Below are 12,948 nucleotides of genomic sequence, written 5' to 3' on the forward strand. Positions count from 1 at the left end.
GTCCTTAAGGGCACCTTTGCGCTGGAAACACCGATGATGAAACACCCCAAGTCTGCCAGCCGCTCGTCCGTGCTGCTCCTGCTGCTATTGTTGCTCGCTTTTGCCGCGGCCGCACAGCCGCTCGGCAGCCCGTCTAACAACATCAAGATCGACCAGTTTGGCTACCTGCCCAACGCCCGAAAGGTTGCCGTCGTGGCGAAGCCCATCACTGGCTTCAACACAGCTGCGGAAGGCCCTTACAACCCTACCGTTACTGCCAACGCCTGGCAGGTGCTCCGCAGCACCGACAATGCCTCCGTTTTTACCGGCACCCTCACGACCTGGAACAGCGGCGCTATCCACGACCAAAGCGGTGACCAGGGCTGGTGGTTCGACTTCTCGGCGCTCAAGACGCCCGGCTCTTATTACCTCTACGACGCAGCAAACAACTTACGCTCGTACACCTTTAGCATCGGCAACAACGTATACGACGATGTGCTCAAGGCGGCCACGCGCACCTTCTTCTACCAGCGCCTCAACCATCCCAAGCGCGTCGCTTACACCGATGCGAAATGGGCCGACTCCGCTTCCTTTGAAGGCGCCAGCCAGGACCGTGCCGCCAGCGCCCTCGACGGCACTTCGCCCAAGGACCTTCACGGCGGCTGGGCCGATGCGGGCGACTATAACAAGTACACGACCTTTGCCGCCGAGGCGCTTATGCCCCTGCTCGAGACTTACCGCCAGCACCCGGCAGTTTTCGGCGACGCCAACGGTATCCCCGAATCCGGCAACGGCATGCCCGACTTGCTCGATGAGATCAGGTGGGAAGTCGACTGGCTGAAGCGGATGCAGGATGCCACCACTACGCGCGGCCTCTACCTGAAAGTCGGAGTCACCACCTGGAACTCCGCCACACCACCCTCCGCCGACAACAACCCGCGTTATTATCTTGGCGAATGCACTTCAGCCACCATCTCGGGCGCGGCCGTCTTCGCGCTTGCCAGCATCGCATACCGTAGTCTTGGTACCGCCTCCGCCATTGTCTATGCCGACGACCTCCTGCTCCGCGCACAGGACGCGTATGCCCGTGCCAGCTCCGTCACGAACGGCTTCACAACGGGCTTTGAGCTCGCCTGCGATAATCAGGTCATCAAGGCCGGCGACGCCGACATTACCGAGAAGCAGCAAAAGAACCTGGTCTTCGCCGCCGCCGTGTATCTCTACGAGGCTACCGGCAACACCGCTTACAAGACGTATATCGACGCGCACTACACGGGCACCTACCCGTTCACCGATTTCTACTGGGGGCCGTACTACCCCGCTACGCACAGTGCCCTGCTGCGCTATGCTTCGCTGCCCACCACGGAGCCTTCGCCCGGCGTGCCCTTCGCCACGGCATCGGTGGCTGCTGCGATCCGGAACGACAAGGCTTCCCAGGATCACATCCTCTCCATCGACGACTACACGGCCGGCACCGACCTGTATCGCTCCCATATGCCGCACACCGATTATGCCTGGGGCTCCAACCGCACCAAGTGCTACGCCGGTATGAACAACTTCGACTTCGTGGCCTGGGACATCAACAGCGGCAGCCATGCCGGCTACCAGGAAGCAGGATCCGCATACCTGCATTACCTCCACGGCGTGAACGCACTGGGCAAGGTGATGCTGAGCAATATGTATTCCTACGGTGCCGATAACTCCGCCAACGAGATGAGCCATGCCTGGTTCCGCGACGGTACGAACTGGGACAATGCGCTGACCTCGCTTTACGGCCCCGCGCCAGGGTACCTCACCGGTGGCGCGAACAAGTACTACTGGGTGTCGAACATCACACCGCCCTATGGCCAGCCCGACCAGAAGTGCTATAAAGACTGGAACACCGACTGGAACAACGTGACTTCGACCGACGAAGCCTCCTACAGCATCACCGAGCCGTCGATCTCCAACCAGGCAGCCTATGTGGGCTTGCTGGCGCGTGTCATTGCGTATCACTCGTCTGCCGTGCTGCCAATCGGCTTCCTGCAGTTTACCGTGCAACCGTCGGCGCAGGGGGCACAGCTTTCGTGGCGCGTCGACGGCACCGACAATCTTCAGCATTTTGTGGTAGAGCGCTCCTTCGACAACCGCCGCTTTGATGCCCTGGCTACAGTTCCGGGCGTGGCCGGCCTGCGCCAATATCAGTATACCGATCGGGGCGTTCGCAACAACGAGCGCGCCGCCTGGTACCGAATCCGTGCCGTGTCTCTGAATGAAGTGGATCTCTCTCCGGTGCGTCCATTGCGCGCGCACAGCACGCTCGGGCTATCCGTGTCGCCCAATCCTGCACAGGGCCGGATCCTGGTGAGCGGGCGCCTGCCCGAGGCTGGTCCTGTATTAATACAGGTGACGGCTGCCGATGGTACCGTGGTTCGTGCCGAGCGTACCCTGCAGGGTGCGGGCGAGTTTCGCCGCTACATCACCCTTGACGGTCTTGCCGCCGGCATGTACTGGCTGCGCCTGCAAAGTGCAAGCGGGGAGGAGAGTAAATCATTTCTGAAGAAATAATCTTTTGTCTTTGGTCAGGCCTCTTGTTTGAAATTCAAAAGTCAAAATGCTGCCTGAAAGGAATCGTACGACAGGTAGCAGGAATTGTTCAATAACAAAGGGCGCTCCACACGGAGACGCCCTTTTTGCTGTTTGACTTTTGCTTTTTGACTTCAGTAATAGGAAAGCCACCATCAAGGATCACCCCTCCGCGCCAAAGAGCGCCATCAGCCCGATGCCTGTTTCAATGGCGCTTTCGTCGATGTTGAAGATGGGGGTGTGTACGCCGGCGGTGATGCCCTTTTCCTTATTGGCCGTGCCGAGCCGGTAGAAGCAACCCGGGATCTCCTGGGAGTAGAAGCCGAAGTCTTCGGCCCCCATGCGGATCTCGGTCTCGCCCACCCGCCCGGCGCCGAGGTAGCTTTCGGCAAGCGTGCGCGCCTGGGCGCTCAGCGCCTCGTTGTTGTATACGGTCGGGTAGCCGATGTCGATGTGCAGGTCAGCCTCGGCGCCGTAGGCGGCGGCGGTGCCCTCCACGATGCGGCGGATATGGTGGTGCGCAGCGAAGCGCCCCACTTCGTCCATGGCCCGGAAGGTGCCCATCAGCTTCACTTCGGAGGGGATGACGTTGGTGGTATGTCCTCCCTGGAACGAGCAGATGGAGAGCACGGAAGGGGAGAGGGGATTGTTGTTGCGGCTGATGACCTGCTGCAGGGCCACGATGATCGCGCTGGCTGCCAGGATCGTGTCGGTAGTGAGGTGTGGTGCGGCCGCATGACCACCCTTGCTGCGCACGGTAATATAGAGCTCGTCGGCCGAGGCCATCACCTTGCCTCCGCGGAACGACACAAGCCCTGCCTCGAGCTGTGGGTTGACGTGCAGCCCATAGATACGTGCCGGCGCAGGGTTTTGCAACACGCCTTCTTTGATCAGCAGCGAGGCGCCGCCCGGGTTGCGCTCCTCGCCGGGCTGGAACACGAGCTTTACCGTGCCTTCCCACTGTTCCTTTGTTTCGGAGAGAATACGAGCGGCGCCCAGGAGGCAGGTCGTGTGTACGTCGTGGCCGCAGGCATGCATGACTCCGGGGCGCGTGCTTTTGTAAGGCACGTCGTTCTGCTCCTCGATCGGAAGTGCGTCCATATCCGCGCGCAGGGCCACGATGCGGCTCGCCGGGTTGCGTCCCTCGATGATTCCTACCACGCCCGTGGTGGCCATCACCTGGAAGGGAATGCCCCATTCCGTGAGCCGCGCCTGCACATAGGCCGACGTTTCAAATTCCTGGTAGCTCAGCTCGGGGTGCGCGTGCAGGTGCCGGCGCACCTCGATGAACGCGGGCGCATAGTCGGCTGCCTTCGTGCGAATGGTGTCTTGCAACATGCCGCAAAGATACATACACGGCCCCGGCCCCGGCCCCCTGTCCCCCGAAGGGGGAACTTAGGCTGGGGCTGTTCTCACGCTGTTGACCACTCTTCTTACTTGGAGCGGGAACAGGAATACATGAACGAATGAATACAGGAATACATCAAGTAGAACGAATGCTGGCGTAAGCCCCCTCATTTGTTCTATTGCTCATGTATTCTAATGCTCAAGTATTCTGTTCCTCCCTCTTAACGTAGAAAGCCCCGACACCGTCGGGGCTTTCGTATAAAGTATTTTGCGAAAAGGTCCAAACAACTAAAGTATCCCCGGCCTAAGTTCCCCCATAGGGGGAAAGGGGGCTGGCCGGCGCCTAGTCTTCGATCTCCACCGTGTCTTTCTCGGCCTTGAATTCAACGGTTTCCGAGATGATAAAAACGCCCTTCGCGAATTGCGGGTTCAGTGCCTTGCGGTAGGTCTCCGCTTCGGCGCGCGTCTTGAAGTTGCCGGCCTTCAGCTTATAGTAGGGCGACTGGTACACGAGGTAGGCCTTCAGCTCCGGGTACAGCGTCAGGATCTTCGACTTGGCGGCGATGGCCTCCTCGCGCTGGTTGGTGTTGATCACCAGCAGGCGGAAGCCGGGCGCGGTACGCGCTGACGCCTTCCGGACAGCCACGTTGATGGCCGACTGGCGCTTTGCCAGCAAGTCGACCCGCGGGTCTTTGTGCACCACCACCGATTGGGCAGAGGCAGTGGCAACGGTGAACAGGGTGACGAGGACAAGCAGGTATTTCATAAGGCGGAGGTTTGCAAGAATTGCTCCAAAGTTAGCTGGAGCCGGTAAACGCAGGTTCTTGTGATTTTTAAGCGGCATGCTTTCGGTTAGACGATGTCAGTAGCCGCCTGGTTGCGCGCCGCTTTCGCCTTTAACAATCGCCACGGAAGCGCTGCAGCCGAGCCTTGTGGCCCCGGCCTCCGCGAGCAAACGGGCGAAGTCGTAATTGCGGATGCCGCCCGATGCTTTGATGGCGATGCGGCCCGGCAGGTGCGCGCGCATCGTGCGCACCGCTTCCACGGAAGCGCCTTTCTCGGCATAGCCGGTCGACGTCTTCATGAAGTCGATCGGGTAGTGGCCATACAGGTCGCAGATGCGGATCAGCTCTTCTTCCGAGAGGATCCCGCTCTCTACGATCACCTTCAGGAGCGCCGTGCCTCTGACCTTCAGCAGCGCGTCGATCTCCGTTTCGAGGTAAGCGAGGTCGTTGTCTTTAAACGCCGCGATGTTCATCACGAGGTCGAGCTCGTCGGCGCCATCGTCAAGCGCCTGTTGCGCCTCGGCCACCTTGGCGCTGTAGTGGCTGTAGCCGAACGGGAAGCCGATCACGGTGGCCACGCCGATGGAGGAGCGCTGCAGGCGTTGCGCTGCTTCGGTTACGTAGTAGGGCGGCACGCACACGGCAGCAAACCCGTGTTCGAGCGCTTCGTCGCATAGCTGGGCGATGTCGGCGAGGATGGTCGTGGGCTTCAGGATGGTATGGTCGATGTAGGATGCGATCTGCATGGGTTTCTGTGTTATATTGGGCGCCATTGAAACGGTTCACAAATTACTTTAAATCACCTTCGATCATGAGAAAAGTCCACTGCCTGCTTCTTGCCGCAGGCCTTATCGCGGCAGGCACGCAGCTCCGTGCCCAGGAGAGCTTTCCCGTCAACGGCGTGGCCGACCCGCGCAGCGGCCACTATGCCTTCACCCATGCCACCATCGTGCGCGAAGCCGGCGCTCCCCTTTCCGACGGGATGATGGTGGTGCGCGACGGCCGTATTATTTCGGTAGGCCCAAGCGCGACGCCACCCGCCGGCGCCGTCGTCATCGACTGCAAGGGTAAGTATATCTACCCCTCGTTCATCGATATCTACAGCGACTACGGCATGCCGGCGCCGCAAGCAGGCCCCGCCGCCACTGGCGGCCGCACCCAGCTCACCACCAATACCAAGGGCGCCTATGGCTGGAACCAGGCCGTGCATCCCGAGTTCGACGCGCACCGCCAGTTCGCCGCCACTGAAGCCAACGCAAAGGTGCTGCGCGATCTCGGCTTCGGCACCGTGCTTACCCACCTCAAAGACGGCATCGCCCGCGGCACCGGCGCCCTCGTTACGCTCCGCGGCGGCCGGGAGAACGAGACGATCCTCAAGGAGCGAGCCTCCGCGCACTACTCCTTCAGCAAGGGCTCTTCGGGCCAGTCCTATCCTTCCTCCATGATGGGCTCCATCGCCCTGCTGCGCCAGACCTATCTCGACGCACAGTGGTACAAGACGAAGCCGGCGAAGGAAGGCCTCAACCTGAGCCTGCAGGCCTTCAACGAGCAGCAGGCGCTGCCGCAGGTGTTCGAGGCCAACGATAAATGGAACGACCTCCGCGCCGACCGTATCGCCAAAGAATTCGGTACGCGCTACATCATCAAGGGCGGCGGCAACGAATACCAGCGCCTCGCGCAGATCGCCTCCACGAAATCCGTATATGTACTGCCGATCAACTTCCCGCAGGCCCAGGACGTCGAGGATCCGAACGACGCGCGCTTCGTGTCGCTCAACGACATGAAGCACTGGGAGCTGGCACCGACCAATCCCGCTGCCTTCGACAAGGCCGGCATCGAGTTCTGCCTCACTACCGCCGACCTGCGCGACCCGAAGACCTTCTGGGGCAACCTGCGCACGGCGCTCAATTACGGGCTCCGCGAAGAGACGGCGCTCAACGCGCTCACGCGCACACCGGCGATGGCCCTCGGTGTCTGGGACCAGGTGGGCTCGCTCGCGCCCGGCAAATGGGCCAACTTCCTCATCACCTCGGGACCCATCTTCGGCGACAAGACCGTCATCTTCCAGAACTGGGTGCAGGGCACGAAATACTCGGTGAAGGACGACACCTGGCGCGACCTGCGCGGCAACTACCGCCTCGTGCTCAACACCAGCTCCGGCCCGCAAACGTATACGCTCAACTTCCGCGAGAACAACGCCGCCTCGCTCATCGGCCGCGACACCGTTACCAGCAAGTTCTACTACGACGGCCGCCAGGTGCGCATCAACGTAGCGCCTGAGCGCCCCGGTAGTCAGAACCTGCGCCTCAGCGGCATCGTGAACGAGGAGAACTGGAGCGGTACCGGCGAAGACAGCTCCGGCGCCCGCTTTACATGGACGGCTGTGTACGACCAGCCCCTCAATGCAAAGCAGGACAGCGGCCGTAAGAAGCCGCTGGGCGCGCTCGGTAAGGTCACCTATCCCTTCCTGCCCTTCGGCTGGACCGACTCCACCGCGCCGCGCTCCGAAACGATCCTTATCCGTAATGCTACGGTGTGGACCAATGAGGCCGGCGGCATCCAGCAAGGCACCGACGTACTCGTACGCGACGGCAAGATCGCTGCCGTTGGCAAAGGCCTGAACGCAGCGGGTGCCCGCATCATCGACGGTACCGGAAAGCACCTCACGCCCGGCATCATCGACGAGCACTCGCACATCGCCGCAGGCTCCATCAACGAAGGCGGCCAGAGCGTGACCTCCGAAGTGCGTATCGGCGACAACCTCAACCCCGACGATATCAACATCTACCGCCAGCTATCCGGCGGCGTTACTACCTCGCATATCCTGCACGGCTCGGCCAACACCATCGGCGGGCAAACGCAGCTCATCAAGTTGCGCTGGGGCGCCGACGACGAGGGCCTCAAGTTCAAGGGCTCCGACCCCTTCATCAAGTTCGCACTCGGCGAGAACGTAAAGCGCACCTACCTGTCGCAGAACAACTCGTCCAACAACAATCGCTACCCCGATACCCGCATGGGCGTGGAGCAGGTGCTGGTGGATGCGTTCACCCGCGCGCATGCCTACAAAAAGGCCTGGGCCGATTTCAACGGCGCCAAGAACAAGAAGGGCCTCAGCGCGCCGCGCCGCGACCTCGAGCTCGACGCCCTGGTGGAGATCCTCGACGAGAAGCGCTTTATCACCTGCCACTCCTACGTGCAGAGCGAGATCAACGCGGCCATGAAGACGGCGGAGCGTCTCGGGTATAAATACAACACGTTCACCCACATCCTCGAGGGCTACAAGGTGGCCGACAAGATGAAGGCGCACGGAGCCAACGCTTCTACCTTCTCCGACTGGTGGTACTACAAGATGGAAGTGGTGGATGCCATTCCGTACAACGCGGCACTGATGCACCGCGTGGGGCTTAACGTCGCCATCAACTCCGACGATGCCGAGATGGCCCGCCGCCTCAACCAGGAAGCCGCCAAGGGCGTGAAGTATGGGGGCATCAGCGAGGAAGAAGCCCTCAAGATGGTGACGCTTAACCCGGCCAAGATGATGCACGTCGACAAGCAGGTGGGCTCAATCCGCACCGGTAAGGACGCCGACCTGGTGCTCTGGAGCGACAACCCGCTCAGCATTTACGCCCGCGCCCTCTACACCATCGTGGACGGCACCGTCTACTTTGACCGTGAAAAGGACCAGCAGCTGCGCAAGACCGTAGCCGAAGAGCGCAACCGCCTCGTGCGCCGCATGATCGGCGAGAAGCGCTCCGGCGCGCCGGTAACGCCCGCACAGCCTTCCTACCAGGTGATGCTGACCTGCGGTGAGCACCACCACAGCCACGGCCTCCTCACCATCGACCAGCAGGAGTCGGGCCAGCAAGGCATCGAGCAACACTAACCTTCAACCGCACATCACTACATGAAACAGACCTTTCTTTCCATAGTACTTGCCGGAGCCCTGCTTTCGGCAACCGCCCAGGAAACGGTATACCCCGCTCCGAAGCAAACCACTCCTTTCCTCATCACCAACGCCACCGTGCATACGGGCAACGGGCAGGTGCTGCCCAACAGCTCCGTGCTGGTGGCCGACGGCAAGATCGTGCAGGTGAGCACCTCCGTAACGGCGCCTGCGGGCACCCGCAGCATCGACGCCGCCGGCAAGCACCTGTATCCCGGCCTTATCCTCACCGACACCTACCTGGGCCTGGTGGAAGTGCCGACCGTGCGCGCCACCAACGACGTGCAGGAGATTGGCGACCTCAATCCCAGCGTGCGCGCCATCGTGGCCTACAACACCGACTCGCGCGTCATCAACACGCTGCGTCCCAACGGTATCCTCCTCGCGCAGGTGGCGCCCACGGGCGGATGGCTTTCCGGCGCCTCGTCGGTAGTGCAGCTCGACGCCTGGAATTGGGAGGACGCAGCCTACAAGGCCGACAACGGTTTCCACGTATACATGCCCTCGCTCATCCCCCGGCCCCGCGGCTTCCGCCCGCCTGGCGCCGCCGAGGTGGACCCCATCAAGCAGGGCCTCGAGCAGGTGGATGCGATGAAGGCCTTCTTCCGCGAGGCGAAGGCATACGCTGCCGCTCATACCGAGACCAACCTCGGCTTCGAGGCGGTACAGGGTTTATACAATAAGTCGAAGAAGCTGTTCGTGCATGCCAACACGGTGCGCCAGATGCTGGTGGCCCTCGACTTCGTGCGCGAGTTCGGCTTCGACATGGTGATCGTGGGCGGCTCCGACTCCTGGCAGATCGCCGACCTGCTGAAGCAAAACAACGTGGCCGTGATCCTCAGCCAGCCACACCGCCTGCCCACGCTCGAGGACGATGACGTGGACCAGCCCTACAAAACGCCGGCACAGCTGCAAAAGGCAGGCGTGCTCTTCGCCATCAACGACGAGGACGGGCAGACACGCGGACGCAACCTGCCCTTCAACGCCGGTACGGCGGCAGCCTACGGCCTGACGAAGGAGCAGGCCCTCTCGGCGATCACGCTCAACGCCGCGCGCATCCTCGGCATCGCCGACCGCACGGGCAGCATCGAGGTGGGCAAAGACGCCAACTTCGTGCTCAGCACGGGCGACATCCTCGACATGCGCAGCAACAACATCACCGATGCCTTTATCCAGGGACGTGCCATCCCGCTGGAAAGCAAGCACTCCCAACTCTACGACCGCTACCGGACGAAGTACGGACTCAAGTAAAAGAAAGCGGCGCCCATCGGGCGCCGCTTTCTTTTTGCAATTGCTCAGAGCGGCAGGTGCATCAGCTCGGTGATGTACAGGCTCCAGGGTCCCAGGAGGGGAAGGTGGAAGCCGAACACGACGGCCAGTAGCTGCGTGGCATAGAGCAGCGCCGATACGATGGCGAGTTGCTTCCCGAAGCTCCGGTCGGCGGCAGTATAGACGTAGCTGTTGCTTCCGTCGGGAAGGGTACGGCGGAAGTGGTAGAGCACCAGGCCAAGGAGGAGCGTAGGGAGGCTGTAGAAGAGGGCAAGGATCCAGATAAAAGGACGCCAGCCCGACGGGAGCGCCTTGGGCTGCGCGAGTGAGCGGAGGCGAACGGTCTTCAGTTCCCGGAGCGACTCCGTCGACAGCTCCAGACCCCGGTCGGCCAGCAGTTTTTGCGCGAGCACATAATCCAAAGGATTCCACTCGTCGGGCTTCTCGATGATCTCCCTGAGCTCGGTATTGCTGAACCCGAACAGGTAGTAGTCGGCTGGCAGCAGATGCAGTTGCTGGCGATAGTACTCCTCCAGGAACGCTTGCGCGGTGGCGAAGTCGCGTGGGTCGAGCTGCAGCTGGATGAAGTTGTCGGGTACGCCCCCGGTCAGAAGCGTGTCGATGGGCGACGACTCGTCGCGGAGCCGCACCGTGATGCCGGCTTCGCGCAATTGCGTCGCCAGCGCTGCCGCAGTTTCGGGATCGGTAAAGGAGCGGAAGGTGGCGAAGGGGGGCGTACTCATATGAGGTGGGGCTTAATAGCAGATGCGGCACTTGCGGTTGCGGTACACACGGATGGCATCGCCCGCACTGATCTGGATCACGCGGTGCGTGCAGCGGTTGAGGCCTCGACAAGACGAAGTGTTGTGGTACGCAATGGAGGTGCGGCTGTCGCAAACGAACACCTTCCCGTCGCTTCGGGCGGCGCTCCCGGCAAAGCCGCAGGCAAGAAGCAGGAGGATCGCGTATTTCCGCATGCAGTCCGTTTGATCAGGTCAAAGTAACGTAAATCTACCGTACCGCGATAAGGTAACGGGACGCAAGGAAGCCCTGCCCGGCTGGATAGGTTCCAAGAGGGTGTTTGCTTTGTTGCGCAAGGCGCTTAACTGGCCGTGCAGGCACGGCATCTGGGGCTTTCGCCCCTGTTGCACAACGGCACGACGGCACAACGACACTACGAAATGAGAAGAAAACGGTTCATTTTCCTCGTCGCGCCGTCGTGCGGTCGCGTGCAGAGTACGCTTGCGGCCGATTATTTCAGCGTTTCTGAAAGGCATGTTCATTTACCAATCTCTTATAGCCCGAGTACAGCACGCAGCCTTGTATAGCCGCTGCGGCTCACGGGCACCCGCGCGCCGCAGCGCAGCAGGGCAAGGTGACTTTCCTTCTCGTACGGGTCGATGCGGGTGATCTCGGCTACGTTCACCAGGTAGGAGCGGTGCGTCCGCACAAACTCCTCTGCGGGCAAGGCGCCCTCGTAAAAGCCCAGGGTCCGGTTTTTCAGGAAGGTTCCGTCCGCCGTGTGGATCTTCACGTAATCGTCGGCAGCTTCGAGGTAGTGCACCGCGTCCCAGGGAATGATACGGATGCGGCCACCGTCGCGGATCACAATCCGTGCCCCCTGCGGTCCCGGCGCCGTATGCCGCACGAGGTCCTGCGCAGCCGCCTTCTGGCGCTCCTGCGCCGCACCGTCGAGGAACTTCTCCATGGCCTTGGCGAACCGGTCTGTCGAAAAGGGTTTCAGCAGGTAGTCCACGGCATGCGCCTCGAAGGCCTTGAGCGCATACTCGTCGAAAGCGGTGGTGAAGATGACGGCGGGCGCATCCTCCAGGAGCTCGAGCAGCTCGAAGCCGGTGATCTTCGGCATCTGGATGTCGAGGAATACGAGGTCGGGTACATGCTGTTGGATGGCCTTGAGTCCTTCGAAGCCATTGTCGCATTCGGCCACGATGCTGACCTGCGGATAAGCCTGCAGGCATTCGCGGACAAAGGCGCGGGCCAGGGGTTCGTCGTCGATGAGGATCGCTTTCATGGCTGTGGAATGCTGATGCGGGTAGTAAAAATACGGTTGTCGGCTTCCGTGTGCAGGAGGTCGTTGCGGGCGAAGAGCAGGTACAGGCGGCGCTGCACTGACGAGAGGCCGAAGCCCGTACCCTTGCGCGGGGTGCTGGTTTCCGGGTCGTAGGGATTGCTCACGGAGAGCACCAGTGCGCCGTCCTGCTGCTGTGCGCGGATCGAGATCGTGATGGCCTCGGTTGTATCGTAGAGGCCGAACTTGATGGCGTTTTCCACCACGGGCTGCAGCAGCATCACCGGGAGCGCCATGCCGCCGGCCTCGTTGTGCAGCTCGGTGTGCAGCCGGTGGCCGAAGCGCACTTTCTCGATGTCGAGGTACAGCTGCAGGTGCTCCAGCTCCTCCTCGAGCGGCACCCATTGGCGCTGGTCCTGCTTCAGCGTGCCCCGTAGAAACTCGGACAGCTGCTGCACCATGAGGCGCGCCTGCGCCGGCTGCATGCCGATGAGGGTGTTGATGGAGTTGAGGCTGTTGAACAGGAAGTGCGGCTGCAGCTGCTGGCGCAGGCTGTTGAGTTCGGCCTCGCGGGAGAGGCTTTCCGCTTCGCTCTTGCGCTGCTCCGTTGCGGCCTGGTCCTGCAAGGTATACCAGAGCAGGCATACGAGGATCATGGTGCCGATGATGAGGAAGCCGAAGGCGGTGCGGAGCCAGTATGCATTGGAGGCGAAGGCGGCGTAGCCCGGCTCGTGCTGCAGCGCCAGGGTGAGGGCGCCGCGCGTCAGGCCGGCCCAGATGAGGGTGAGCAGTACGCAGAGCCCGATGAGGTAGCTGTAGCGGTTGCGGTGGGGGATATAGAACTGCAGGGTGCAGTTGATCATCCAGATGATGCCCGCCAGCAGCGTGCTGGTGATGAGGCTGTCGAGCACCGCCACCTTGAACGACAGTCCGAAGCGAATCAGCAACATGGCCTGCAGCTGGGCAACCACCCACCACAAGGTGAAGAAGAGCAGGCGGTAACGCAGGGGCTTGAAGAGCGACTGGGGCAA

Annotated in this window: 10 protein-coding genes; 3 read left to right on the forward strand and 7 right to left on the reverse strand. The window is 61.6% G+C overall.

Features of this window, described 5'->3' with window-relative positions; translation table 11 throughout:
• Nucleotides 1-36: 36 nt before the first annotated feature.
• Nucleotides 37-2,526 carry a glycoside hydrolase family 9 protein gene (locus ABD937_RS22465; protein WP_345258257.1) on the forward strand — a complete coding sequence of 830 codons (2,490 nt, stop codon included), beginning with the start codon at nucleotides 37-39 and terminating at the stop codon, nucleotides 2,524-2,526.
• A 180-nt stretch (nucleotides 2,527-2,706) separates the two neighbouring features.
• Here the strand turns inward: ABD937_RS22465 and ABD937_RS22470 are convergent, their stop codons facing one another.
• The 3 genes from ABD937_RS22470 to deoC form a co-directional block, all read right to left on the reverse strand.
• Complete coding sequence (locus ABD937_RS22470) at nucleotides 2,707-3,882, reverse strand: M20 metallopeptidase family protein (RefSeq protein ID WP_345258258.1); 1,176 nt, start codon at nucleotides 3,880-3,882, stop codon at nucleotides 2,707-2,709.
• A gap of 352 nt (nucleotides 3,883-4,234) precedes the next feature.
• Entirely contained in the window at nucleotides 4,235-4,657 is a 423-nt protein-coding gene (locus ABD937_RS22475) for an SPOR domain-containing protein (RefSeq protein ID WP_345258260.1), read from the reverse strand.
• A 96-nt stretch (nucleotides 4,658-4,753) separates the two neighbouring features.
• On the reverse strand, nucleotides 4,754-5,422 hold the full coding sequence (gene deoC / locus ABD937_RS22480) for a deoxyribose-phosphate aldolase (protein ID WP_345258261.1): 669 nt from the start codon (nucleotides 5,420-5,422) through the stop codon (nucleotides 4,754-4,756).
• A 65-nt stretch (nucleotides 5,423-5,487) separates the two neighbouring features.
• On the opposite strand from deoC, the gene ABD937_RS22485 reads away from it, so the two are divergent.
• Nucleotides 5,488-8,559: an amidohydrolase family protein gene (locus ABD937_RS22485; protein ID WP_345258262.1), complete on the forward strand. Its 3,072-nt coding sequence runs from the start codon at nucleotides 5,488-5,490 to the stop codon at nucleotides 8,557-8,559.
• Between the two features lie 21 nt (nucleotides 8,560-8,580).
• Nucleotides 8,581-9,870, forward strand: a complete 1,290-nt coding sequence (locus tag ABD937_RS22490; RefSeq protein WP_345258263.1) for an amidohydrolase family protein — start codon at nucleotides 8,581-8,583, stop codon at nucleotides 9,868-9,870.
• Between the two features lie 44 nt (nucleotides 9,871-9,914).
• Here the strand turns inward: ABD937_RS22490 and ABD937_RS22495 are convergent, their stop codons facing one another.
• The 4 genes from ABD937_RS22495 to ABD937_RS22510 all read right to left on the reverse strand — a co-directional run bounded on the left by ABD937_RS22495 (nucleotide 9,915) and on the right by ABD937_RS22510 (nucleotide 12,948).
• Entirely contained in the window at nucleotides 9,915-10,631 is a 717-nt protein-coding gene (locus ABD937_RS22495) for a periplasmic substrate-binding domain-containing protein (RefSeq protein ID WP_345258264.1), read from the reverse strand.
• A gap of 12 nt (nucleotides 10,632-10,643) precedes the next feature.
• The gene (locus ABD937_RS22500; protein WP_345258265.1) at nucleotides 10,644-10,865 is read right to left on the reverse strand and encodes a hypothetical protein; all 222 of its coding nucleotides are present in this window, start codon (nucleotides 10,863-10,865) and stop codon (nucleotides 10,644-10,646) included.
• Between the two features lie 317 nt (nucleotides 10,866-11,182).
• A complete protein-coding gene (locus ABD937_RS22505) occupies nucleotides 11,183-11,920 on the reverse strand; it encodes a LytR/AlgR family response regulator transcription factor (RefSeq protein ID WP_345258266.1) in 738 nt (245 codons plus the stop codon).
• A complete protein-coding gene (locus ABD937_RS22510; RefSeq protein WP_345258267.1) occupies nucleotides 11,917-12,948 on the reverse strand; it encodes a sensor histidine kinase in 1,032 nt (343 codons plus the stop codon). Before ABD937_RS22510 ends, ABD937_RS22505 begins: the two co-directional genes overlap by 4 nt.

The organism is Flaviaestuariibacter amylovorans (assembly GCF_039541815.1).
Taxonomy (GTDB): Bacteria; Bacteroidota; Bacteroidia; order Chitinophagales; family Chitinophagaceae; genus Flavisolibacter; species Flavisolibacter amylovorans.

Coding starts and splice junctions, on each gene's coding strand:
- ABD937_RS22490 (WP_345258263.1), top strand. CDS start 8,581: ATGAAACAGACCTTTCTTTCCATAGTACTTGCCGGAGCCCTGCTTTCG.
- ABD937_RS22505 (WP_345258266.1), bottom strand. CDS start 11,920: ATGAAAGCGATCCTCATCGACGACGAACCCCTGGCCCGCGCCTTTGTC.
- ABD937_RS22470 (WP_345258258.1), bottom strand. CDS start 3,882: ATGTTGCAAGACACCATTCGCACGAAGGCAGCCGACTATGCGCCCGCG.
- ABD937_RS22485 (WP_345258262.1), top strand. CDS start 5,488: ATGAGAAAAGTCCACTGCCTGCTTCTTGCCGCAGGCCTTATCGCGGCA.
- ABD937_RS22475 (WP_345258260.1), bottom strand. CDS start 4,657: ATGAAATACCTGCTTGTCCTCGTCACCCTGTTCACCGTTGCCACTGCC.
- ABD937_RS22500 (WP_345258265.1), bottom strand. CDS start 10,865: ATGCGGAAATACGCGATCCTCCTGCTTCTTGCCTGCGGCTTTGCCGGG.
- deoC (WP_345258261.1), bottom strand. CDS start 5,422: ATGCAGATCGCATCCTACATCGACCATACCATCCTGAAGCCCACGACC.
- ABD937_RS22465 (WP_345258257.1), top strand. CDS start 37: ATGAAACACCCCAAGTCTGCCAGCCGCTCGTCCGTGCTGCTCCTGCTG.
- ABD937_RS22495 (WP_345258264.1), bottom strand. CDS start 10,631: ATGAGTACGCCCCCCTTCGCCACCTTCCGCTCCTTTACCGATCCCGAA.